The sequence below is a fragment of the Pontibacter sp. GD7 genome (assembly GCF_058216375.1).
Genome location: NZ_JBYZMP010000013.1, coordinates 69,717 through 94,758 on the forward strand (window position 1 = coordinate 69,717; position 25,042 = coordinate 94,758).

21 protein-coding genes are annotated in these 25,042 nt (G+C 48.7%); 9 read left to right on the plus strand and 12 right to left on the minus strand.

Annotated features, from left to right (window positions below; translation table 11 throughout):
* Positions 1-138 precede the first annotated feature (138 nt).
* Positions 139-1,389, minus strand: coding sequence for an efflux RND transporter periplasmic adaptor subunit (locus tag AC4BAP_RS17105; RefSeq protein ID WP_490583892.1), 1,251 nt, complete (start codon positions 1,387-1,389; stop codon positions 139-141).
* A gap of 295 nt (positions 1,390-1,684) precedes the next feature.
* On the opposite strand from AC4BAP_RS17105, the gene AC4BAP_RS17110 reads away from it, so the two are divergent.
* Complete coding sequence (locus AC4BAP_RS17110) at positions 1,685-3,064, plus strand: sigma-54-dependent transcriptional regulator (RefSeq protein WP_490583893.1); 1,380 nt, start codon at positions 1,685-1,687, stop codon at positions 3,062-3,064.
* The gene (locus tag AC4BAP_RS17115) at positions 3,054-4,430 is read left to right on the plus strand and encodes a sensor histidine kinase (protein WP_490583894.1); all 1,377 of its coding nucleotides are present in this window, start codon (positions 3,054-3,056) and stop codon (positions 4,428-4,430) included. Before AC4BAP_RS17110 ends, AC4BAP_RS17115 begins: the two co-directional genes overlap by 11 nt.
* Before the next feature lie 364 nt (positions 4,431-4,794).
* Here the strand turns inward: AC4BAP_RS17115 and trxA are convergent, their stop codons facing one another.
* Entirely contained in the window at positions 4,795-5,100 is a 306-nt protein-coding gene (gene trxA / locus AC4BAP_RS17120) for a thioredoxin (protein WP_490583895.1), read from the minus strand.
* Positions 5,101-5,548: 448 nt separating this feature from the next.
* Positions 5,549-6,358: a class I SAM-dependent methyltransferase gene (locus AC4BAP_RS17125; protein ID WP_490583896.1), complete on the minus strand. Its 810-nt coding sequence runs from the start codon at positions 6,356-6,358 to the stop codon at positions 5,549-5,551.
* Between the two features lie 107 nt (positions 6,359-6,465).
* Here AC4BAP_RS17125 and AC4BAP_RS17130 point away from each other — a divergent pair, with 107 nt between their 5' ends.
* The 7 genes from AC4BAP_RS17130 to AC4BAP_RS17160 all read left to right on the plus strand — a co-directional run bounded on the left by AC4BAP_RS17130 (position 6,466) and on the right by AC4BAP_RS17160 (position 11,702).
* Positions 6,466-6,789 (plus strand): hypothetical protein, encoded by a 324-nt coding sequence (locus AC4BAP_RS17130; protein WP_490583897.1) that lies wholly within the window; start codon positions 6,466-6,468, stop codon positions 6,787-6,789.
* A 377-nt stretch (positions 6,790-7,166) separates the two neighbouring features.
* A complete protein-coding gene (locus AC4BAP_RS17135; RefSeq protein WP_490583898.1) occupies positions 7,167-7,454 on the plus strand; it encodes a hypothetical protein in 288 nt (95 codons plus the stop codon).
* On the plus strand, positions 7,451-8,230 hold the full coding sequence (locus tag AC4BAP_RS17140; RefSeq protein WP_490583899.1) for a sensor histidine kinase: 780 nt from the start codon (positions 7,451-7,453) through the stop codon (positions 8,228-8,230). Before AC4BAP_RS17135 ends, AC4BAP_RS17140 begins: the two co-directional genes overlap by 4 nt.
* Positions 8,231-8,256: 26 nt before the next feature.
* Entirely contained in the window at positions 8,257-8,676 is a 420-nt protein-coding gene (locus tag AC4BAP_RS17145) for a response regulator (protein WP_490583900.1), read from the plus strand.
* A 623-nt stretch (positions 8,677-9,299) separates the two neighbouring features.
* Positions 9,300-9,596, plus strand: a complete 297-nt coding sequence (locus AC4BAP_RS17150; protein ID WP_490583901.1) for an HNH endonuclease — start codon at positions 9,300-9,302, stop codon at positions 9,594-9,596.
* Between the two features lie 62 nt (positions 9,597-9,658).
* Entirely contained in the window at positions 9,659-10,720 is a 1,062-nt protein-coding gene (locus AC4BAP_RS17155) for a DUF6687 family protein (protein ID WP_490583902.1), read from the plus strand.
* A 127-nt stretch (positions 10,721-10,847) separates the two neighbouring features.
* The gene (locus AC4BAP_RS17160) at positions 10,848-11,702 is read left to right on the plus strand and encodes a universal stress protein (protein ID WP_490583903.1); all 855 of its coding nucleotides are present in this window, start codon (positions 10,848-10,850) and stop codon (positions 11,700-11,702) included.
* A gap of 290 nt (positions 11,703-11,992) precedes the next feature.
* Here AC4BAP_RS17160 and AC4BAP_RS17165 read toward each other — a convergent pair whose 3' ends face one another.
* The 9 genes from AC4BAP_RS17165 to AC4BAP_RS17205 form a co-directional block, all read right to left on the minus strand.
* A complete protein-coding gene (locus AC4BAP_RS17165) occupies positions 11,993-12,436 on the minus strand; it encodes a hypothetical protein (protein WP_490583904.1) in 444 nt (147 codons plus the stop codon).
* Positions 12,437-12,474: 38 nt separating this feature from the next.
* Positions 12,475-13,320: a thermonuclease family protein gene (locus AC4BAP_RS17170; RefSeq protein WP_490583905.1), complete on the minus strand. Its 846-nt coding sequence runs from the start codon at positions 13,318-13,320 to the stop codon at positions 12,475-12,477.
* Between the two features lie 146 nt (positions 13,321-13,466).
* Positions 13,467-16,889, minus strand: coding sequence for an amidohydrolase family protein (locus AC4BAP_RS17175; RefSeq protein WP_490583906.1), 3,423 nt, complete (start codon positions 16,887-16,889; stop codon positions 13,467-13,469).
* Positions 16,890-17,388: 499 nt separating this feature from the next.
* Positions 17,389-21,042 (minus strand): SbcC/MukB-like Walker B domain-containing protein, encoded by a 3,654-nt coding sequence (locus tag AC4BAP_RS17180; protein WP_490583907.1) that lies wholly within the window; start codon positions 21,040-21,042, stop codon positions 17,389-17,391.
* A gap of 195 nt (positions 21,043-21,237) precedes the next feature.
* Complete coding sequence (locus tag AC4BAP_RS17185; RefSeq protein ID WP_490583908.1) at positions 21,238-22,467, minus strand: exonuclease SbcCD subunit D C-terminal domain-containing protein; 1,230 nt, start codon at positions 22,465-22,467, stop codon at positions 21,238-21,240.
* Positions 22,468-22,558: 91 nt separating this feature from the next.
* Positions 22,559-22,984, minus strand: coding sequence for a hypothetical protein (locus AC4BAP_RS17190; RefSeq protein WP_490583909.1), 426 nt, complete (start codon positions 22,982-22,984; stop codon positions 22,559-22,561).
* A gap of 123 nt (positions 22,985-23,107) precedes the next feature.
* A complete protein-coding gene (locus tag AC4BAP_RS17195; RefSeq protein ID WP_490583910.1) occupies positions 23,108-23,506 on the minus strand; it encodes a rhodanese-like domain-containing protein in 399 nt (132 codons plus the stop codon).
* A 61-nt stretch (positions 23,507-23,567) separates the two neighbouring features.
* A complete protein-coding gene (locus tag AC4BAP_RS17200; protein ID WP_490583911.1) occupies positions 23,568-23,873 on the minus strand; it encodes an ArsR/SmtB family transcription factor in 306 nt (101 codons plus the stop codon).
* 203 nt (positions 23,874-24,076) lie between these two features.
* On the minus strand, positions 24,077-25,027 hold the full coding sequence (locus AC4BAP_RS17205; RefSeq protein ID WP_490583912.1) for a YeiH family protein: 951 nt from the start codon (positions 25,025-25,027) through the stop codon (positions 24,077-24,079).
* Positions 25,028-25,042 lie beyond the last annotated feature (15 nt).

Genomic DNA, 25,042 nt, shown 5'->3' on the forward strand with positions numbered 1-25,042 from the left:
TGTTTGGTTGTTAATTGTTGATTGCTAAATGGTTAAATTGTTTAATGGTTGATTTGCTGAATGTGGTATTTTATCTTCATCAGAATGCGCGGAGGTTCAGTTTTCTAACCAACAATCAACAATTCAACAATCAACAATTTATTTTAACTCCAGCCTTTCGATGTCACCGTAGCTGTCGTAAGATGATAGTACTACTTTATCGCCTGGCTTAAGTCCATCTATCACTTCGTAGAAATTCGGGTTCTGGCGGCCAAGCTTTATCTGGCGCTTTTCGGCATAGTTACCCGATTTATCCACTACAAATATCCAGTTGCCGCCAGTGCTCTGGTAAAAGCCGCCGCGTGGTACCAGCACCGCATTCGCACCGTCGTTCAGGTTAAGCTTTATCTGCAGCGTCTGGCCCCGGCGAATACCTTCCGGGGTGCCATCCACAAACTCCAGGTCTACCTGGAAGGTGTTGTTCTGCACTTCCGGAAATACCTTGGCAACTTTAACCTTGTAGGTTTGTCCGTTAAAATCGAAGGTGCCAGTAAGGTCTGGATATACTTTGGAAATGTAGTGCTGGTCTATTCTGGACTTGATCTTAAAGCCGTTCATGTCATCTATCTGGCCAATGTTTTCGCCGGGAGCCTTAGACTCACCCACTTCTGCCTTTAGCGTAGAAAGCTGCCCGGTGATAGGAGCCACTACATACAGGTTGTTTAATGTGTTGCGGGCCATGTTGATGTTGCGTTGCATGCGGTTAATAGATTCGTCGAGCTGGCGCAGGCGGTCATTCATCAGTTTGGCATCTTGCTTTACAGAGCGGTCGGCCAGTGTTTTGCGCTTGCTCAGGTAATTAAATTCGTCTTTAGAGGCCTCAAATTCTTCCTGCGGAATTACCTTTTCGGCAATCAGCATCTTGTTGCGTTCATACTTGCGTTTGGCAAGGGCCAGGCTATACTCTATTTCGGCAAGCTCATTTTCTTTTCTGATCAGGTCCTGCTTCATGGTAATCTCAGAGTTCTGGCGCTCGTTCATCAGCTCATACAGCTGCGCCTCGCGGGTCATGAAGTCGATTTGTAGTGTGGTGTTAGATAATTTCAGAATGGTGTCGCCTTTCTGCACGGTGCGGCCATCGTCGGTATAGATCTTATCTACGCGGCCACCTTCGGTAATATCCAGGAAAAAGGTATTGATCGGGTCTACGGAGCCATCCACAGCAATGAACTCCTGGAACTTGCCAGTTTCTACGCTACCAAGCGTGATGCGCTCACTGTCAACGTTCAGCTTGGAGGTATGCTCTGCAAAAAGTATGTTGTAGATCACAAGCACCAGCACCAGTGCGCCGCCTGCAATCAGGGCAATTCGTTTTGGGGTATTCTTTTTCTTTTCAATTACGCGATCCATAGCAGATTTTTAGTTCGATGGGTAAAGTTTTTTCATAGTTCAGTTACTAGTTTGCCAATAAGTGTGCCATTAATTGTATATTGTTGGTAATCAGTATTTTGTGATTGATTTGTTGTTGAAATTACCCTGTAATTGTCCGTTTGCGAACACTTTACTGTCTGCATGCGAACAGTTATGCACAGGCAAGTTGGGCAACAGGCTGATTTTGGGAAAGATACTTAGCCCTTATTTTAGCGATTGAGCAAAAAACAGTACATTTACATTGTTTCGCGATATCACAAAACCCATTTAAACTATGAGTAAAATACCGTGCAAGATATTGATTGTGGATGATGAGGAGGACATTCTGTTAGCTGGCAGACTGTTGCTGAAGCAGCATTTTGCCACAGTGCTTACCACCTCTGACCCGTATCAGATTCCGGGTATGTTGCAGGAGCATGGGTTTGATGTGGTGTTGCTGGACATGAACTATAGCACCGGGGCAACTTCCAGTAAAGAAGGTTTTCACTGGCTTCGACAGATCCTCAACCTCTCTCCCAAGACCACGGTTATACTTATGACGGCCTACGGCGATATTGAGCTTGCCGTGCGGGCACTGAAAGAGGGGGCATCTGACTTTGTGCTGAAACCCTGGCAGAACGATAAGCTGGTGGCCATACTTAAAACAGCCTGCCAGAACAAAACCGGCGAAACAAGGCAGTACACCGAAGATAAAACTAAAGAAAGCACTACTTTCCATTACGACGAGTTTATCGGGGTGTCGCCGGCCATGCAGCGCGTGTACCAAACCATAGACAAAGTGGCCGGAACAGATGCCAACGTGCTTATACTTGGCGAGAACGGCACCGGTAAAGAAGTGGCTGCCCGCGCCCTGCACCGTAAATCGAAACGTGCCGACAAAGCCTTTGAGAAAGTAGACCTTGGGGCCGTAAGTGAAACCCTGTTCGAGAGTGAGCTTTTCGGGCATGCCAAAGGCGCCTTCACCGATGCCAAAGAAGACCGCGCCGGACGTTTTGAGGCTGCAACCGGGGGCACACTTTTCCTGGACGAGATCGGCAACCTGTCACCAGCCTTGCAAGCAAAGCTTTTAACTGTTCTTCAGGCGCGGCAGGTAATCAGATTAGGCACCAACAAACCACGGCCCATCGATATACGCCTGATCTGCGCCACCAATATGCCCTTGTACGATATGGTAAAGGAGGGCACCTTCAGGCAGGATTTGCTGTACAGGGTAAACACCGTTGAGATACACTTGCCGCCACTGCGTGAGCGCCGTGAAGACATAGAGTTACTGGCCAGGCATTTTCTTAAAGTATACAGCCAGAAGTATGACCGTCCGCAACTGAGCATGAGCGACAGTACCCTGCGCCGCCTGAAAGAATACCACTGGCCCGGCAACATACGCGAACTCGACCATGCCATTGAACGCGCCGTTATACTTTGCGATGGCACCGAACTGCACCCCGACGATTTTTACCTGGCCCCGAACGAACCGCAGCATGCGCAAAAAGAGCAGACGGGTATAAACGCAGATGAGCACACGCTGGAGAGCCTGGAGAAAATGATGGTGCAGAAGGCACTGGTAAAACATGCCGGTAACATAACGCATGCAGCCAAAGAACTGGGCATTACCCGCACGGCGCTTTACCGCAGAATAGAGAAGCATGGGCTTTAGTGGTTTCCGGTTTATACTGCTGCTTCGGCTGCTGCTGCTGGTAGTGGTTATTTTAGGTTTGCTGCTTACCATCTACCGCACCGACTGGTATGTAACGGCCTTTTGCCTGTTCTTGCTGGCCCTCTTCCTGGTTTACGACCTGGTATACTTTGTGGAGCGCACCAACCGCGATATCAGCAGTTTTCTGGAGGCTATGTTGCATTCCGATTTTACCCAGCGCTTTGCCACCGAAAACAAGAATACCTCTTACCGCAAACTGTATCAGAGCTTTAATGCCGTTTCAGAGGCTTTTATGCGGATAAAGGCTGAGCAGGAGGCAAACTACCATTATTTGCAGGCCATAGTAGAGCAGGTAAGCGTGGGCATTATAACCTACGATGAAACCGGAAATGTGCTGTTGGCCAACCAGGCGGTAAAAGACATGCTGCACGTGGCCTATCTTCAGCACATCCATACCCTGGAACGCGTAAGCCCTGAACTGGTGCAGGCCCTCAAAACCACGGAAGCTAACAAGAAAGCACTGGTTACGGTACAGGCAGGGCAGGAGGAACTGCTCTTAAACGTAAATCTTACCGAGATCATATCGCAGGGCCACAGGCTGCGCATCGTTACTTTGCAAAACATACAGTCGGAGTTGGAGGAGAAGGAGCTGCAGACATGGCAAAAGGTGATACGGGTACTGACGCATGAGATCATGAACTCCATTACTCCGGTTATCTCCCTGACATCTACTATTACCGGCCTGGTGCAAAGCGAGGTGTACGAGAAGTATAAACAAGGCGAACAACCCGATGCGGAAACGCTGGAGGATATACAGTCGGGTTTACAGACCATTGAACGGCGCAGTGCCGGTATGCTGAGCTTTGTGCAGAATTACCGCCGCCTGATGCGCCTGCCGGCCCCTGAACTGAAACCACTGAAAATAACAGAGTTGCTGCGCAGCGTGCACCGTCTGCTGGAAGCTGAAATGCAGGCACAGCAAGTGAAGCTTAAAATGTATCTGCCTGACGATCGGGTGATGGTTTTAGGAGATGAGGAACAGCTGGAGCAGGTGCTTATAAACCTGATAAAGAACGGGATGGAGGCCTGCAAAGGTGCCGAAAAACCATGCGTGGAGGTAGTGGCTTACCAACCGGAGCAGGAACGCGACAAAGTACGCATAGAAGTTACTGATAACGGTGCTGGCATACCAGACGATGTGCTCGACAAGATCTTTATTCCATTCTATACGACCAAAAAACAGGGCTCGGGCATTGGCCTAAGCCTTTCGAAACAGGTAATGCAGCAGCACGGTGGCAGCATAAGAGTAAACACCAAACCCGGCGAAACCACTTTCACTTTGCAGTTGAGATTAATGAGCGGATGAGTGAAATTTAATTTTGAATGAGTGGATGAGTGATTGAGTGGATGTTGAATGGCTGAATTGTTTTGGACATGCCGCAAGTTTAGCGAAGCGTAAATGTGGCTATGTATGGCAGCAGTTTTCAGCTGCTTTGCTTTGAAAAAGCAAGGACTGGAACAGCTTGGGCTGCACTTTATACTTTTTCGATATTATGAAGTATAAACCTGCAAAGTATAAATTTTCTCAAAGTATAATTTTCTGCTTGCGCAGAAAACCAGTTACAAACTGGCGTCATATTACACCACATTTACGCTTCGCTAAACTTGCGGCATGTCCAAAATAATCTAATATTCAGCAATTCAGCCGTTCAACATCCACTCACTCAAAATTAAATATACTGCTGAATAACCTGCGTTAGCTGTTGTGCTGGCATGGCACCGGACTGTCGCCATACTTGCTGGCCTTTGCTGAAAAGTATAAAGGTGGGTACGCCCTGCACTCTGAACTGCGCCGCAGCGCTCTGGTTGCTGTCGATGTTTACCTTTACCACTTTCAGTTTGCCGTTGTACTGGCTTGCTACCTGCTGTATTACCGGGTTCATGGCTTTGCACGGTCCGCACCAGTCAGCGTAAAAGTCCACTAAAACTGGCATGCCTGGGCTATTTATCAATTCCTGAAACGATTTCTTGGCCATTGCTATTCGTGTTTTTATTTGATGTATACTTGTACGGCAGGCAGACTAAAATGTAGCTTGGGATATGGGTTTTCAGGATGAGTAGAGAATAGGTTTTATACTTGCCTGCTAAGTATGAAGTGGTACCGGCATACGATTGTCATCCCCCTACCCCCTTCAAAGGGGGACTTTTTCAGGGTAAGATTAACCCACCCCTAACCCCTCCGAGGAGGGGAATTACATAGATGAATGTCCCCCTTTGAAGTCGCAGATCCCGGACTTGATTCGGGAGGGGTAGGGGGATGACAATCGTTCAAGAACTATCCACCTACAGTTAATGCTCCCGTGAATGTAACAATCCCCTCGGCTCTTTAAAATCTCAAACCCCAACAGAACCAACACCCCAAATCCATCCAATCCCAAAACTCCCCCTTAATCTGTGGTCAAATTACCTTAATCACCGGTCAAGTTACCGGTCCTGTTTTGTGGCTTTGATCGAGTAGACCATCGGCAGTTTCTCTTCCATGCCTTTAATGCGCCAGTTGCCGTCGGGGCCTTGTGCCAGTTTGGCGAAGCAGTTGTAAGGCGAGTAGGGGAACTCGTGCAGGAACTCCGGGTAAATGCCGCGGCTGGTAAGTGCCGTTACCACCTCGCCCAGGCCATGGTTCCAGCCATACTCGGTGTGCGTAATCGGGGCTTCGCGATCGGCGTAGGTGCCTGTCATTTCGGTAATAATCGGCTCGTAGGTGTTGTGGTAGGCGTACTCTATCTTGCTAAAAGAGTCATCGAACATCCAGAGCACCGGGTGGAACTCGGCAATATAAAAGGTGCCGCCAGGCTTCAGGAAATGGTCGATGATGTCGGCCCATTTGTCGAGGTCGGGTAGCCAGCCGATGGTGCCATAGGAGGTAAACACAATGTCGAACTGACCTTGCAAGTTTTCCTTCAGGTCGTAGAGGTTGGAGCGCACAAAACGGGCATCAAGGCCTAGCTGTTCGTTAAGCTTTTGGGCCTGTGCTATGGCCTCGTCCGAAATATCAATGCCGGTAACGTGGGCACCCATTCTGGCCCAGGAAAGCGAGTCTTGCCCGAAGTGGCATTGCAGGTGCAACATACTTTTGCCGGCTACATCGCCCAGTTCAGAAAGCTCTATCTGGTTTAGCGAGGTTTTCCCGGCCAGGAAGGCAGGCATGTCATAAAACTCAGATGCTACATGTACCGGGGTTTTCTGGTTCCAGAGGCTACGGTTGGTTTCAAAGTATAAATCATAGTTTTCCATATGGTTAAAGCTAAGGATTTATGGAGAAGGGCACAAATTGGTGAATAATTTTTGGTAGAATAGTAAAATAGCTATATTTCGTATTCCAACCACAAACACAACAGACCATGCCAAAATTTAACGGAAGCGAGGGAAGCCCGATCGATCGTGCTCAAGCCGCTAAATGGACAGCCAATTACCGCAATGCCAATGCCGGCTCTAACGGAAATACGGTAAAGGCGCACTTTTACGGCCGCGAAGTATTACAGCAGTTACTTGAGCAGCCCGGCTGCATGGGCATACGCATCTACTACGCTCGCGACGAGAAAGGGCAAAAGCAATTAGTATTGGTAGGCGCTGATGCTGAAGGCAATGACATGGAAGATCTGATCATGGACAGTTCAAAATTATGTCCACCGGATTGCAGCACAGGGGGTGACCTGAACGGATAATGGAGTTTTTTCTTCGGAAGGTATACCCGTGGATGGTAGATGTGTCGTCGCTAAGTATACTTTTACCATTAATCACAGCCCTGATTTTCTATTTTAAAGCCAGGTATAATAAACTTTTTTGGCTTATTTCTTTACTGGTTTTTTCGTTGGCTCTTTCAGAATTATTAGGCCATTTGACTGTATTTCTGGGAACCACAAACAATTTATGGGTGACGCATCTGAATACACTGATCAATTTCATATGTATAGCTGCCATATTCTACCATAGTTTTTGGAGGCCATTATTTAAGAAGACTATAGTTGTGTTAGGTATTATAGTTCTGATAATAAGTGTACTGGATGCCACAATCGGAGTTGGTATTACACAGGTGAATGCTTTGGCAAAAACTATTGAAAGTACGTTGGTAATAGGTCTTGCCATACTATACTTTTACAAAATTGCGAAAGACCAGCAAATCACTTACCTCGACCGCGATCCCGTTTTTTTGCTAAGCTGCGGGCTGTTGATTCACAGGGCCGGTACATCAATGTCGTGGGGATTGTTTAACGATGCGCTTGCCGAGTCTTATGATGCGGCACGCATATGTATTACTGTTATTTTAGTACTCAACATACTCTTTAACATCAATTTGGTGTATGTGCTGAAACTGGCCTCCGAAAAATGAAAACATTAGAACCCCTGATCATCATCACGCCTGTACTGCTAGTATTGGCTATCGGCATTATTCTGTTCGTGTTTCTGTACCAGCGCCGCATGCTGCAACACCAGGTGCAACTGCGTGAGTTGCAGGAGCTAAAGCAGCGCCAGGTGCTCGATGCCACCTTGCAGACACAGGAAGAAGAACGCCGCCGTGTTGCCCGCGACCTGCACGACGATGTTGGGGCCACCCTGGCACTGGTAAAGCTTAATGTGCACCAGCTTATTGCCCCACTCGAGGATAAAACCAAAGGGCTAAGTATAAAATCCACACTTGACGATGTGATCGGCAACGTGCGGCGTATATCGCATGGCCTGATGCCGGTTGTGCTGGAGAAAATGGGCCTGCCCCAGGCCTTGGATGCCATGAAAAGGTCCTTGCCGGCTTCGTCGGGCATCGAAATGGAGCTTATTTGCAACGATGCTAACAGGCGCATCGACCCAAAACTGGAACTGTCGCTTTACCGCGTGGTACAGGAACTGCTGAACAATACCCTGAAACACGCCGAAGCTGCCAAAATATCCGTTCAGCTGCAGTTCTCTGATAATGAGCTGCACCTGACCTACACCGATAACGGCAAGGGGTTTAACTACCAAGAACTACTTAACTCACAAGAAAACAGCAGCAAAGGCCTCGGCTTACTTAATTTACATGCGAGAATTAACCTATTAAATGGTACCTTTGCTTTTCGATCCGCCCAAAATTCTGGCACAAAAGCTGAAATATCTGTTCCGATTTCTTAAATTTATACAAACTTAAAGGCTATATAATGGAATATCAGCCACTTAAACTCGCAATCGCCGACGACCACACGCTTTTCAGGAAAGGCGTTCTGGAAATTTTAAAGGCTTACCCCGAAATAGATGTTATCGCAGATGCGGCAAACGGCGCCGAACTAATCGATAAGATAGAAGATGATTTACCTGAGGTGGTAATGCTGGACCTGGAAATGCCTGAAATGGATGGTATTGCCACTGCACGTTACCTGATCAGCAAATACCCGGAGGTTAAAATTCTGATCGTGTCTATGTATGGCGAGGAGTCGCTGGTAGAAAAGCTTTTAGAAGAGGGCGTACATGGCTATCTGCTTAAAAGCGCCGAGCCTGATGAACTTCGGGATGCATTACAGATCCTTAAAAACTGTAAGCACTACTACTCGCACGAATTACGAAAGAATTTTCACCTATAGGCCTTCGTCTGTAAGGTAGTAAACTACAAAGCGGACCCCATGTTAAATATGGTCCGCTTTTTTTTGTAAACCGGGTAGCCCTGTTCTGAAGAGGGGAGTTTTAACCTCCCCCGGCCCCTCCTAATAACAGGAGGGGAGTACTCGTGCTGGCGCGGATCTGTGATCCGTGACTTGTCATATCGTTGGATTTGCAATCCAACTAGGCCAGCCTGTCCCGGGCGCAGTCATTGGAAGGCCCAGCTAGAACCAATCACGAGTCGCAGATCCCGCAAAAGAGGGGAATTACATACGCGGTTAAAATTCCCCTCTTGAGAGGGGTAGGGGTGTGTCAATCGTTCGCAAATTCCCTCATTGTTTTGGGGGCCGAGGAAAATGCTATCAGTTTAAGAACTACACAAAGCTGATGCGGACATCCTTGTCCGCGTTAGAGAATACGGGGACAAGGATGTCCCCTGGCAGTTTTACTTTCGGACAAAGATGTCCGAAAGAGCTTTTGGCTTAAGCTGACGGCATTGGGGGGTAGGGTTGCCCATAGCAGTAATCAAACTGTTGTCGTATCCCGCAACTTGAGTTAATCAGGCTTCTTATATCACAACAGATGTAATTAAAGTATACTTAAAAGTATGGCGCGGAAACAAACAGAACAGGTATGCGAACTGTGCAGGCGCGAAGTGCAAAAGCTATCGCGGCATCACCTGGTGCCCCGCGAGGAGGGAGGCCGTTACGGAGCCACTGCCGACCTGTGCCAGCCCTGCCATAGCACCATCCACCTACGCATCAGTAACCAGGAACTAGCCCAGCAATACAATACCATTGAGGCTCTCCAGAAAGCAGAGCCATTACAAAAGTACCTGACGTGGGTAAAGAACAAGCGTGTGGAACGTATTGCCAACCGTCGTGGCAAAAACAGGCGCAGGTAGTATAATCATTATACAAATTCAGTAATACTTTACCGGGCTTACATTTCTGCTTACCTTTAACCATGCAAAAGCGAACTTACATTCCGTTTTCTGAACTCAAAAAGCACAACGCCATTGTAGTAGACAGTACCCACCCAAAGGGCTTTATGCTGTCGCATTGGAAGGGCGCACCCACGCCGCAAAGTATAAAAGACGACACCAGCGCAGCCATCGTGCTAAATGCCATGCGCCAGCAACTACTTGAACTGGACCAGCCTTTTGTAACGGCAAACCATTTTGATATTGACGGGTTTGTAGGCGTTTGGGCTTTACTAAATCCGGAAAAAGCACTGGAGAATGAGGAGCTGCTTAGGCAAATGGCCCTGATCGGCGACTTCAGGGAACTGGACCTGAACCATCCGCTGGCAGGAGAGGCCCTGAAACTGGTGTGCTGGATAAATGCCAAAGAGAAAGAGCTTTTCTACAGGCCATTCGAAGCCGATGAAATGGAGGAGAAGGAAGTGCAGCAATGTACCCGCAAGTTCGAATACTTTTTGCGTGAGTTTAGCCGTGTGCTACAGGACCCGGACTGGGAGAAAGGTGCCTGGGAAGAAGAGGTGGGCAGCGTGCTGCTTGGTTACCGGGATATGTATAAGCCAGAAACCAAACTTACCCGAAAGCCGGAGATCGGGCTGATCATCATCGAAACACCGCACCCGATCCACTATTATGCCCTGTTTAGCCGCACCCAGGGCTTTGACATAGTGCTGAGTTGCTACGAACATAACCGCTACGAACTTGAGTATAAGTATACCACCTGGGTAGATATGGCATCACGGCCTACTTTGCCGCGCATTAGCATGGCGCCTTTGGCAGAGCGGCTAAACAACCTGGAGCAAAGCGGCTACCGCTGGACCTTCGATAGCATTACTGAAACCGGCCCGATTTTGCGCCTGGAAGGGGATAACCTGAACCGGGCAGATACTTATGCCAACCCTACAGAGCGGGAAATTTATACTTCGTCGATACCGGTGGAGCAGCTGAAGCAGGAGGTGATTTTATACTTTGCCAAAGCCTACGAGCACATACAGCCCAAGTATGACTGGAGCTGGCAGGAGGTAAAAGAACTGAACCGTACGCAGTAACTGTAAATGTATGACATAAGCTGTTAATTTCAGTGATTAAAGTCAGTTTCGGAGCAGGTTCTATACTCTATCTTCGTGTTCACGTATACATCGAAAAACCAAGATATAGCATCCACAGCAAGCCGATATGAAAAAGATCCTTTGCCCTACCGACTTCTCCAAAACAGCCAGTAAAGCCATAGAATTTGCCACTAACATTGCACAACGCGCCGGCGGTCATCTTACCCTGATCCATGTGGTGCACCTGCCTATAGTGGATACCTCCGAAACCGCCCTTGTAGCCAGTGAGTTGCTTGGCGAGCAAATGCGTGATGCCGGCGAAAAACTAAAATCAATGTGCCGCCAGATAGAGGAAACCCACGGAGCCAACCAGGCTGGCAATTTTACCTGCGACTTTGTGCTGAAAGAGGCCTTGCTTACGGACGTAACCGAACACTTGACCAAGCGCGAAGGCTACGACCTGGTGGTAATGGGCACCACCGGCTGTGACAACACCATGGAAGAGCTTTTGATCGGGAGTAACACAGAGGCTGTAATTGAAGAGGTAAAATCCCCGGTTTTATCTATTCCCAGTATTGCTGCATGGCAGGGTGTTCAGAAGATTATCTACGCAACAGACTTTGCGCCAGGAGACAGAGAGGCAATGGCGAAGGTAATTGAGTTGGGCAGCTTATTTAATGCGAACATTGATGTTGTGCATGTGGTGAAAGAAACAGACGCTGAAGAAACTGCCAAAGGACAAGCACTATTGCAGGAACTACAACAGGTATACCCAGGTGTGCCGATGCGCTTCCAGGAAATAATCAGTAAACGCGCCGATGAAGGATTGAAAGAGTATTTTGTGCGTGAGAATGGAAGTATACTGGCTGTGCTCCGCAAAGAAAAAGGTTTTTTGAAAAACCTCTTCTCCCAAAGCCTCGCCGAAAAAATGACCTATCAGGCAGAAGTGCCGCTACTTGTGCTGCAGGGGAAGAAAGTATAAAACAGTGCTGAGTGTTATTTTAATCAGTAATATAATTCCAAGGCTTTTAAGTATAACCCCGTTGTGCTAAATAAAACGCAACACATTTTTAGTTACTGGCTTTTGTAGATACTCACTCTTAGATGTAAAACATCCCCCTACCCCCTTCTTTGACGAGGGCCCCTACCCCCAAGGGGGACTTTTTCGTTAAATGTAAACCAATTTAATTTAAAAATTACATTCCAGGAAAGTCCCCCTTGGGGGTAGGGGGATGACAATCAGTAGCAGATGAATTATACTATACCCTAAACCTACCGCTGCTGGCCAAAGCCAGTCTCCATCCTTACAGCATCCTCATCAAAAATCACATCCATGTCTTTGGCGCATACCTGGCAGTTGTAGCGGCCATAAAATTCAATGGCTTTCGGTAACGTGATGTTTCGGAATGTGCCATTGCCTTTGCACTCCAGCAACACTGGGCAGTCGTGTTTTACATGGAAGATATCGGCTGTATTGTTCTCGCAGATCCAGACACGATTTTTGGTCATCTCTTCAGGTATAACAAAAAACTCTGGTGCAGGGCGTTTATCCACTACCTGTGTTGCTTCTGTAGCCGGTGCTGCCGTTGCACTAGTCTCTTCCTCTTCCTGCTGCTCCGTATTTTGCTGGCAAGCCATGGAAGCACTGCCAAGTATAAGTATAAATGCGAATGCCTTTACAGTGTTGCTAAGTTGTTTTGATAGGGTGGTTTTCATATGATGACTTATTTTTGATAAATGTACAAAAAGGGAGGTTAATTGCTACAGGTTTTGTCAAGCCGTCGGTCATATTCTCTGATGGCGGCAGCTTCTGTTACGGCCAGCACCTCTGCCTTGCAGCGCTTAAGCGTATAGCAGGTTTTATCCAGATGGTAAACCTCCGAACCATCGCTGTTGCACAGGTAAACTGTGCGCTTTGTTGCTCCGGATGGCACGGGAGTCATTGTTTTTTGAGTAGGGGTTGAAGTTGAGGTGCCGCCGGTTTTATTTTTCCTGAAATCCCAGGGTGCAACGGGATTAGGGTCTGCCCAAAGACCACGCTTAAAACGACGTGCATCTGCCTCTGCGTTTGCAAGGTTCACATCCTTGGAGTAAGCCTTGTAATGCCATGCAAAACCACTCTTGATCAGCTCCTCGTTCAAGTTGCGGCCATCAGGAAGTATAATGGTGCCCACAGTGCGGCCGTAGCGGTCTTTGTTGTGCACGATCAGGCGTACCTGTTTGCCAAACACCATATCAGAGGTAAACTGCTTTGCCTTTTGTCCGAATGCCTGGTTCTTCTCTGGGGTGTCCACACCAAACAAGCGCACGGTTACTTCTTCACCGTTTCTCAGCAGCACCACAGTATCTCCATCCTTCACACCAACTACCTTATCGCCGGCTGTGGTAGAGGGTTTGGCCGGAGCCTGTTCGTCTACAACAGGTTCTTCTGTTACCTCAAAATCAGCCGTGTCGATTTCCTCTTCCTGCGCTTCGTCACGCTCAAGTATGGCTTCCTGCCGTTCCCTGAACTGCTCTTGTGCGTCGCGGTGGTCCTGCTGGCAGGCTGTGGCACCCAGCGATAAACTTAATAGTAGAGGGAAGTATAGCAGCTTTTTCATGCGTGTAAGTATAGGTGTGATGGAAAGTATAAAGTATAGCTCCGAACGCTTTTAACAAAGATAGTATACTTTACTCAACGTGCCAGTAAAAGAAAAAGTCCCCTTGCCAGGTTAGCAAGAGGACTTTTTAACTATGGGAAAAAATATTACTGTTGAATACCAGGCACACCTACAGGCTGTGCGCTGTGCCAATCGAAACTAGGTGCTTTGCGCTTGGTTGGTGCCAGTTCGTCCAGTGTGCTGGCTTCGTACAGGCGGCCGTTGCGCATCACATACTTCACCGTGTTGGTGTTACGGATATTTTCCAACGGGTTCTGGTCCATAATTACCAGGTCGGCAAGTTTACCGCCTTCAATAGAACCCAGGTCACCGTCCAGCCCTAAGCCTTTAGCACCAAGTATGGTTGCAGTTTTAAGTGCATCCAGGTTGCTCATGCCGCCAGCCTGCATCGACCAAAGCTCCCAGTGGTAACCAAGGCCCTGCAACTGGCCATGCGATCCAACGCCAGCCAAACCACCGGCTTTCACCAGCTTATCAACAAACTCGGCATGGCGATCGAAGATGTGCTCTTCTTTGGCAAACCATCCTGGTCTGCGTCTTGCCTTCGAGTCCAGTTCAGACTTAGGAGTGAAGTAGTTCAGCTTTTTATCACCGATCACATCTTCTGTGGCATAGTAGTAGTTCTCAGCCCAAGGACCACCATAAGATACAAGCAACGTCGGGGTATAGGTCATCTGAGACTTCGCCACAAGATCAACCACATCCTTGTACAGCGGGTAGATCGGGAACGAGTGCTCATGACCTGGATAACCGTCGATTGTCTGTGTCATGTTCAGTTTAAAGTCAAGGCCACCTTCTGTTGTCGGTAACAAGCCTTGCTCTTTCGCTGCCATTATGATCCACTGGCGGTGCTGGCGGTTGCCTACTAGGTACATTTTGATGGTCTTGGTGTTGTAGTACTCAGAGTACTGTTTTAACACCTGTTTGGCGTGGTCCAGGCTCTTCAGGTTATAAGACCAGTAGCCAACACCAGGGCCGGTAGAGTATACTCTTGGTCCGATCATCTTACCCGCGTCCACCATGTCGGCATAGGTAAGTACGTCGGTAGTGGCAGTTTGCGGGTCGCGGGTGGTGGTTACTCCGTAGGCCAGGTTAGCGGCATAGATCCATACCTGGTTGGTGTGTACGCCCCAACGCGGCCACATGTGCGCGTGCGTGTCGATAAAGCCAGGCGTAATGGTTTTGCCTTTTACATCCACTACGTTAGCGCCGTTTGGTACAGTAAGTGTACCAGTTGGGCCAACAGCTTTGATGCGGTTATTCTCGATCAGGATGTCACCGTTTTCGATTACCTGGTCGCCGTTCATGGTAATGATGCGGCCACCCTGCAACAGGATAGTACCCTGAGGAATGTCACGCTCTACCTGTATGGCAATCTTAGTCTCAGCTGGCTTGTACCCTTCGTCCTTTTTAGCTTCTTCTTTCTTAGTCTCGTCTTTTTTCGCTTCGTCCTTATTGGCCTCGGCTTTTGCTTTTTCAGCTTCCTTCTTCAGTTCCAGCTCTTCTTTTTTAGCCTTTGCCTCGTCGAGGTTATAAGCGAAGAAGCCGTTACCGATAGACCAGTAAACTGTTTTGCCATCAGCAGACCAGCTCGGGAACTGACCACCAATTTCTGTCAGCTTCCAGCTCGGGAAAGCGGAGTTCGCCACATCGGCCACTGAAATGCTAGGCGTATCGCCACCTTTCTCCGGTATGGTTACCACATAGATCTCGTTGTTGATCAGGGCAAGGGCTTTGTCGCCTACAGGTGCCTTGATAACAGTAGAGGCCGTTGATGGTTTCTGCTGTGGCTCACGCTCTTCCAGGTGCATGTTGTGGTTCATTTCCTCCTCGATCATATCCTCCACAGAGCCATAGGTAGTAATGCCTTTTACCTGCAAGTATGACTTTTTATCCGTGCCATCCCAACGGATCGAGATAAGGCCATCGCTGCCGTTGTACAGGTAAATGCGGTCATCGCCTTTTACAAAGTGCGGCTTAGAGCCCACGTTTGCCTTTGCAATGTAGTTCGTTTCGCCACCTTTAGCAGATACCCAGTTAATGTTCAGCCTCGATGCAAATGCACCCGGGCCTTCTGCCTCGCGGTAAGCCTGTGCTGAGCCTTTAATGAACACGATCTTGCTACCATCCGGCGACCACACCGGGTCCTGGAAAATAGCGTTCTCGATGGTTACTTTCGTTGGTTTGCCTTTGCCATTCGCGTTTATCTTGTAAATAGCACCGCCTTTTTTGTCTTCCCAGGTTACATAAGCCAGTTGCTTGCCATCCGGCGACCAGGCTGGCTGGGCTTCTGTGTAGCTGGCATCTGTCAAACGTTTAGGCGTGCCGCCTGGGTAGTCCATTACATAAAGCTTGTCAAGGGCAGTAAAGGCCAGTTGCTTCCCGTTCGGCGACATTACCGCATCCCTGATCTGGGTTACGGTCATCATCTTATCGTCTTTTATCGGGAATTTAAAGTCAAGCTTAGGGCCAACTTCAATTTCAGTATCTACCTGGAAAGCTATCTCTTTGGATGGGCCACCCGCAACCGGCAGACTGTAGATCTTACCGCCATAAGAAGCGATCAGGTTTTTGCTATCCGGGGTAAACGACATGGCAGGTAATACTCCAAGCGGAGCGATAGACTCCTGCTCGTCGCGTTGTACCGGGTAGGCCAGCCATTTTTCTTCACCTGTTTTTAGGTTTTGAGCTACCAGGCCTGTTTGGTTATTGTAGCGTGTACCGTATACCAGCCAGTTTCCGTCCGGTGATAGGGTGGGAGTAAAGGCAGAACCGTAGCGTGATGTTTTGGTATCAATATCGCCGGTTTCACGGTCGTAGGTGGCTAATTGGTACTGTGGTAGTTGTGCGTTGTAGTTCCAGGCACCTGTGCGCTGCGAGAACCAGATGTAACGGCTGTTTGGTCCGAACGCAGGCTCTACAGTTTTAAGGTTGTCCGGTTTGCTGATAAGCTCAGCGCCAGAGCCACCATCTTTGTGGTACATGTGCAGCTTCAGGTTACGGCGTCCTTTAGAGGCGATGATATACTCACCATCCGGCGTCCACTCCGCTGACTGGAAGTTTTCGTTTTTGCTCTTGCTGATCTGCTTCGCCTTTTTCGTGCCCAAATCCATCGTCCAGACGTTGTCTGCACCATCTCTGTCGGAGATGAAAACAATAGACTTGCCATCCGGGCTAAAGCGACCCTGCGTATCGAAGGACATGCCAGAGGTAAGCTGCTCGGCCTTGCCACCACTAATCGGAAGCAAGTATAAATCGCCCAGCATGTCGAATAACAGCTTACTGCCGTCCGGGCTCACATCCAGGGATAACCAGGAACCCTCTGTGGTGTTGATCTTTACTTTGCGAGTGCCTTCCAGGGGGAGGTCTTTTTTCTCTTTTTTATCCTTGTCCTTTTCGGTTTTAGCAGCATCCTGGGCCATGGCTGGCTCCAGCATTAAACCAAGCGAACAAAGTACCAGCAGCGATTTCTTCCATCGCCGGCCTGTGTTGTATAATGGTGAGTTCATAAGCTGGTGTTAGTTTAGTTTGTCAAGCTCAATATACAATTAAATGTAAACAAAGAATTGTGAAATAGATGAATACCATGAATGTGTAGGTGGCAAGGTTAATTTTATAGATTAACAACGGTTTGGACAACGCCAAAAAAATATAGTCAGTTCATTTAAGATGAGACTAGCAGTACCGGATCCAACCACCCCTGGCCGCTCTCCCGAAACAAGTCCGGGATCGTAGACTTGTAAGGCGGGGGATTCTTTACCTCTCCCCAGCCCTCTCCTAAAAACAGGAGAGGGGGCTTAGCTCTTACTGCTTCTTTTCTATCCTACTTTTCCTTTTGTCATCCTGTCAAGGATCTTGTGTGAAGGGAGGTTATGCAGAAACAACAGGATTTATACTTATACCAGAGTAATGAAAGAATTCTCCCTTAGATAAGTCTACGATCCCGGACTTGTTTCGGGGGAGGGGCCAGGGGTGGTTGGACAAGGTACCCAGTACTAAAATATACTATTACCCACAAACAACCTCAACCTTGCTAACCCCACCCGGCATCCGCTGTACTTTTATCTGGGTGCTGATGCGTTCTTTCAAGGCCTCTACGTGCGAGATAATGCCGATCATCTTTCCACTTGCCTGCAGGTTTTCCAGAGTAGATATCGCTGCATCCAATGTTTCAGAGTCCAGTGTGCCAAAGCCCTCATCGATGAACAGCGAGTTGATCTGGGTGCGGCGGCCGGCCAGGTCGGAGAGACCCAAAGCCAGGGCAAGGCTAACGAGGAAGCTCTCGCCACCCGATAAGGTGTTCATCGGGCGAATGGCTTCGGCCTGGTAGGTGTCCACAATCAGCAGTTCCAGGTCGTCGGTTGAGGACTTTAGGATGCGGTAGCGGTCGTTGAGTTTTTGCAGGTGGCGGTTGGCCAACTCTACCAAACGTGCCAGTGTTAAGCCTTGGGCAAACTTACTGAACTTGGTACCATCACCTGAGCCTATCAGGTCGGCCAGGTTTGCCCAGCGTTGGTATACCTGCTGCTGTAAGTGTAGCTGCTCTGCCAGTTCCTTGTTTTTGTCGCGCTGCTGTGCATCCTGCTCCAACAACTGTTGGTGGCGGGCACGTTTCTCTATGAGATCACGTACCTCATCAGTGCATTTTTTGTGCTGTTTTTGCAGGCTGTCTATACTTTCCTGGGTTATTTCTTTGGCTTTCAGTTGAGCCAGTTCTTGCGCTACATCGCTTATACTTTTGCGCAGTTCGGTCAGGTGCTTTTCGGTCTGGGCTTTCAGGTTTGCCAGGCGGTCGGCTTCGTCGCGGTTCAGCAGCATCTGGCTCAGAGCCTCAATGGTTTCGATGCCTTTTTGCTGTAATACACGCAATAGGCCGGCACTCAACTCATCCAGAACCGACTTGTTTTGCTTGTGTCTGTTGTGGCAGTCTGCCTGGCGGTTTCTGGCTTCCTGTAGTTCTTGTTGTTTTTGTTGTTGTTTGCTTCTGGCTTCCTCGGCCTGCACGGTTTTAGCCTTCAGCTCACGCTGCGCCAGCTGACGTTCCTGTTCCGGGTCTTTGTCGCCGAATAAAGTATGGCGTGCGGTTTTGAGGGCAGTAAGCTGGTCATGCTCTTCTTTTAACCCTTGCTGGCGTTGTTGCTGCTCGATCTGCTTTTCATTGGTGCGTTCCTGCAAGTGTTTTACCTGTTCCCTGGTGGCGGCATACTGCTCACGCATGCCCTCCAGCTTTTGCTGCTTCTGCGCATAGCTGTTGGCCAATTGCTCTAGCTGTAAGTATAGCTGTTGCCTTGCCACGGCATCATACTTTAATCCATAGCCAACTGCAAACGATTCGGCGGTTTGGGTATGAACCTGTAATTGTTCCTGCTCATCAGAAAGTATAAGTTGCAACTTCCGGAGCTGGGTTTGCTGCAGTTTTTGCGTTTGCTGCACCTGTTCATACTTTGCCTGGGCCTGTACCTGGGCCTCACGTAGTTGTTGCTGCTGTTGGCTTATACTTTCCAGACTGCGGCTCAGGGCACGGACATCGGATAGCTGTTTCTGCAAGGTAACCACAGACTGCTGCTGCTCCTGCAATATTGCGGCAAGTTTATCCGGCTCCGTAATGTTTATACTTTGCGGAAGCTCATCTGAAAGCTGTCCAAACAATTTGAGTAAGCGCTTAGCCTCAGCTTCGGTTTCAGTTTTAGTGGCAGCATCCAGTTGCTGCTTTTGCGTGTTGGTACTGATTGCCAGCTGCAGCTTGTTTATACTTTGCTCCAGTTCTTTTACGAGTACCTGCTGCTGGTCACGTTTCTTTACTTCCTCTGGCAAGTCAATGGTATAGTTGCCGTGGGCAAATGGGTGTTCCAGAGAACCGCATAAGGGGCATGGCTCATTTTGCTGCAGGGTATGGCGTGCCTCCTCGTATTGCAGCATCTGCTGCTGCAAAGCCACTACTTTCTGAAGCGCCTCCAGGTGTTCCTGTGCCAGTTTATACTTTGCATTGGTATCCTGTAAACTTATCTCCAGGTTTTGCTGCTCCTGCGCATACTTGGCAAGCTGTGTGGTTATACTTTCTAATTTTTGCTGACAGGCTGCATGTTGCCTTGCCAGCTCCAGCATGCGCTCATACTTAGCCACCAGGGCCGGCTGGCTTTGCGCCGCCTGCTCCAGGTCCTCCATGCTTTTGTCGGAAAGTATGACCTGTAGTTGCGTTAGCTTTTCTTCTTTTTGTTGCTGGAGTTCTGCCTGTTTGACCTGCTGCTTTTGCTGATTTTCCTGCAGTGTGGCCAATTGCAAAGTTTCCTGCTGCAGGAGTTGCTGCAATTCCTGTTGCTCGTGCTGGTTGCGCTTTATGCGTAGCTCAGCTTCCTGCAGGTCACGCAGGGTGGCTTTGAATTCCGGCAAGTGCTCTTTCAGGTCTTGTAGCTTAGCGTTCTGCTCCAGCCAGCTTTTTATACTTGTGGCTTCTTCAGTAAGCTTTTCCAGTTCCTGCTGTTTGGTCTGCAGCTGGTTTTGCTCCTGCTTTAGCGCTTCCTCAAAGGCCACGTAAGCCGTTTTGTTTCTGCTGTATGATTCCCGGATGCTGCGAAGCTGGTGATCCAGCTTGCTTACTTCTGCCAGCTTTGGTTCCAGTTGCTGCAAGGCCTGCTCTTGTTCCTGTTGCGCTTTGGATGCCTCCATGGCCAGTTTGCCAGCTGCCTCCAGTTCAGTTTCCAGGGTAGGGATCTGCTTCTCTAGTACGAGTAACTGTTGATGTACTTCAGCCACCTTACCGTTCATGCTTTTTATCTCGGCCAGCTCGCCAACAAACTGGTGTGCCTGTTCATGGTGCTGTAGTTTCAGAAAATCAGGTTGCAGGGCTTCAAGTTTCTGTTCCTGTACTTGTAAGGCCTGCTTGTGTTGCTGCTGCTTTAGCTCTAGACCCTCTATTTGCTTTAGCCACTGTGCCTTTTCCTGAAGTGCGTTCAACTCCGCCTGAAGTATACTTTCCTGGGAAGTAAGCTCGCTTATACTTTGCTGGTAGGCCTGTAACTGCTCCTCGGTGAGTAGCTGCACATTGTTTAGTTTAGCCTCCAGTTCTTCACGCTTCAGACGTTCAGTTTTAGCTTTCTCAAAGGCAAACTTCGATATCTCAGAATAAATGCCGGTGTCGGTGATCTTCTCTAACAGGTTGCTGCGCTCACTTTGGGTTGCTTTCAGAAAGCGGGCAAAATCGCCTTGCGATAGCATTACCGAACGCAGAAACTGGCTGTAGTCCAGTCCGCAAAGCTCTGCCACCTTATCCGGTACCTGGCTCGGCTTTAAGTCGAATGGCTTATCGTCTTCCAGGTCGCAGAGCTCCATGTGCACCGCCTGTATCTTCCCGTCCAGCTTACCACGGCTCCTGCGGATTTGCCATTTGCTGCGATAGCATTTGCCGTTGGCTTCAAACTCTACTTCCGAAGTACTCTCTGCGGTGTGGCGCGTCATGAGTTCCAGCGGTTTATCTTCGTTATGGCGGTGCACCCTGCCATAAAGTCCAACCGTTATCGCATCCAGAATGGTGGTTTTGCCTGCACCCGTTGGGCCGGTTATCGCAAACAATCCAGCCTCCGCCAAAGGGCTTTCGTCGAAACGGATCTCATGCTCTCCTTTCAGCGAGTTCAGGTTCTGGAAACGTACAGCAAGGATTTTCATGGGGTGTAATTGGTTACTGGTTGTTTGTTATTGGTAATTTAATGACCTCGCAGCGTCCGAAGGTCCTGCGAGCGTCTGAACTGTTAGAGACTTAGTGGGCTAGAAGGATTGGGTACATAAATATTCACTCATTCACTCATGCACTCATTCAAAATTCAGACACTCGCAGGAGCTGCGCACGCTGCGAGGTCATTTCTAACTCTCCTGCTCCTCCCGCATCAGCTCCAGCAACTCCGAGAAAGTAGCCACTAACTCAGTATGATCGCTGTCCGGGTATTGATTTTGGCAGCGTTTCAGAAACACGTCTTTTTCGGTGAGCACATGCAGGTCGGCTTCTTCCTGGACCTGCTGCTCTAAAGTCTGTCGGTTTTTTTTTATGATCGGGGGCCTGTGTATGAGCAATTGCAATTCACTTTCCTTCAGCTTCAGTATCTCTTCCAGTTGCTGGTTCAGGTCGGGGAGGGGAGCCTCCAGTTCTACCTGCAGTTCGGCCCAGGCGGTTAAAGTATAGTTGCAGTTGTCGTACACCGCGATCTGGGTTTTTACCTTTTCCAGATCTCCTTTAAAGCGCACCAGTTTGCGGCAGCAGGGTATTTCCACCTCGCGCAGGTTAGTTAGTTTACCCTCCTCAAAATCAAGTATAAAAATTACCTTGGTATCGGCTACTTCGCTAAAGCTTAGCGGGATAGGGGAGCCGGAATACCGGATGTGGTGCGATTTGTTTACCATTTGTGGCCTGTGCAGGTGGCCAAGGGCAACATAGTCAAACTCCTTCGGAAACTGGTCGGCCCCGATCTGGCCCAGGTTGCCTACGTGTATCTCCTTTTCGCTTTCGGAGGCCGAACCACCGGCTGCAAACAAATGGCCCATGGCTACCACCGGTATACTTTGCGCTTTATACTTTTGGATGTGTGGCACAAAGGCGTGGTAGTGGTCGGCGATGCCCTGTTTAATGCGCTGCTCACGCTCTTCAGTGGTTTCGCCGGGCACTGATAAACGCACGTCGCGGTCACGGAGAAAAGGCACGGCGCAAACTGCCAGTTGTAGTTCACCTTGGTCGTTGCGTAGTTCGATCAGTTCGTCGAGTGGGTCGGGGGAAGCACCGCCTACTACCCGTATATTAAAATACTCGAGCAGTTCTTTGGGTGCATTCAGGGTGGAGATGGAATCGTGGTTACCGCCCGTGATGATGATGTGGCGGCAGCAGGTAGCGCATACTTTCCGGAGAAAGTCGTAATACAGTTTCAGGGCTGTGTTAGAAGGGGCACCGCTATCAAATACGTCGCCGGACATCAGCAATACCTCTACCTGCTCCTGCTCAATGGTTTGCAGCAGCCAGTTCAGGAAGTGCTGGTGTTCTTCGGTACGTTCGAGGTTAACGAGGCGCTGGCCCAAATGCCAGTCTGAGGTGTGTAATACGCGCATACTTCTTCATCTCCAATTCCGATTAAAGATACATCAGGATATAGGGATATTGCAAATAACTAAAGGTTATTTGAGTGAAGAAATTTGTAGGTTATTGTAGTACGGGTTTATACTCTAAAGCCCAGTTTAGCGCTTCCTTTGGGTCTGTAAAGCTTTTTACCTCATACTTAGTAAACCCTAATGCATCGGCACGGGTTACTACAGACTCCAGTGTTACCTGCTGAAATACATTGGCAGGTAAGACCCTTGACAGCCTTTTCAAGTTGGTCTTTGAAAGCAGTTCGTAAAATATGGTAGACAGCCAATCCTTTGTAGCGGGAGGAATGCTACCGATCTCCTGGCCATTGGCAACAGCGCGTTCAACTTTGGTCTCAAGCAGCACCTCATATAGTTTGATAGTGCCTTCCTTTAACTCTTGTTCATTTACAGGTCTGTGCCACTTTGACCGAAGCAGGTTTCCTTCTACATCAACTTCTATGGTGTAAAAGTCGGACTGGTACATTATTTTAAATGGCATAGGCATACAATGCTCAACGTGAGCTGCAAATGTACAATTTAAATTGAGCTGTAATATAACAGAGGGTACTATTTTAATTTAAGCAGCCTTAAGCAGTGCAAAAATCAAGTATAAATTGCTCCGTTAGTTGCCCGTATCACCTTCTGTGGGCACGCCGGCCTCTTTAAGCATGTTGTAACCGCCAATATTATAGATGTGCCTGAAGCCTGCCTCCCGTAACAGTTCGGCCGCTTTGCCGCTTCGGTTGCCGGAGGCGCAATACAGGTAGTATACTTTGTCTTTGTCCCAGTTCTGCAGTTCCCTGGCAAAGTCGCCGCCACGGTAGTCCACGTTTTCGGCTCCGTCTAAATGCCCGGCAGCAAATTCTTCGGGTGTGCGCACATCCAGCAACACTGCCTTGCTGCTCATCTTTTGTTTCTTAAACTCGTTTGGGGTAAGCTGCTTTACCTTTACAGCGTCCTGCTGTGGCTCGGTGCAGCCCAGCACTAGGGCAGTCAATATGCTAAGGATGATCATTTTCATGGCTTATAGGAGTTACACAATTGTTACGTTAACGCAGGCCAAAGGTAGCAAATAACGCGGTTTAAAATACCCTGCAACTGTTGATGCATCCAATAATATTGGTGATGGTGTTATCGGTCAGGAAGTAGAATACGCGCTTGCCTTCGCGCTGGGTGTCCACGATGCCTTTATCGCGCATGTTGGTAAGGTGATGCGACAGCAATGACTGTTCGATATCCAGCACTTGCTGTATCTCAGAAACTGTAAGCCTCTCGCGTTGCTCCAGCAGATCGATTATGCCTATTCGAACCGGGTGGGCCACACACTTCAAAACATAGGCCGCTCGTTCCAACTTCTTTTTATCCACCCGAACTTTTAAGGTACTCATGCAATGTAATTAAGGTAAATATGTAATACATGAACATGATTTCATGTATTAGAATCTTTACAATCTTAGCATGGTTATAGTTCCGGATCGGGGCTTTTTTAGGTTAAATCATGCAAAAAGTAGTACAAGATATTGTAGCTGACACACAGCGGTACAATTTAATACTGAAAGTATAGTCCCTTGACCTTGAAGATAGGAAAGCGCTATGCCAGGAAATATATCACCAGCAAAGAAGAGGTGGCTACCAGCACCCAAAGTATAAAACCCTGGTAAAACGGCCTGGCGCTGATGCTGCGAATGGTTGCCATGTTCAGGTTTGCGCCAATAAGAAATAGGGAGAGGAGCAAGGCTTTTTTGGCTCCGAAAAGTATAAACGGACTTACCTGGCCAAGGGCAGGCACGAAGGTAACCAGCACAGAGGCAAGTATAAACAAAAGTATGAACAGCGGAAGAGAGACCTTTGTGCCTTCAGATTTGAACAGGAAACCCGACACCAGTACCAGCGGCACGATCCAGAGGGCGCGGGTAAGTTTCAGGGTGGTGGCCAGTTGCAGGGCCTCGTCGCCGTAGCGGCTGGCGGCTCCAACCACCGAACTGGTATCGTGTATGGCTATGGCGGCCCACAGGCCAAATTGTTGCTGAGAGAGTTGTAACGCGGCCCCAATACCCGGAAAAACAAACAGAGCCAGCGCATTAAGTATAAACACAATACCCAGGGCCACCGAAATTTCCTTTGCAGATGCTTTGATAGCCGGCGCTACTGCTGCAATGGCGCTGCCACCGCAGATGGCTGTTCCGGCTGAGATGAGGTGTGTTAATTTGGGTGCGTTGCCGAACATCTTTCCCAGAACCAGGCCCAGTACCATGGTTAAACCAAGCGAGGCAAATGTGTACACGAGGCCGTTTAGTCCTGTTTCGGCTACCTGGTAGAGATTAATGCCGAAGCCCAGACCCACCACAGCTGCCTGCAACACGTATTTAGAGCCTTTGGCCGATGCTGCCTGAAACGGATTGCCAACAAGTATACCTACCACGAGGCCGGCTGCCAGGGCAATCGGCGAAGAAAAAAGGGATGTGAACAGCAGCAGGAACACCAACAGTACAAATACCAGCTTCTGAAGATGTAGCGGTACCTGGTATCCGGAAAAAGGCATAGGGCAAAAGAATGC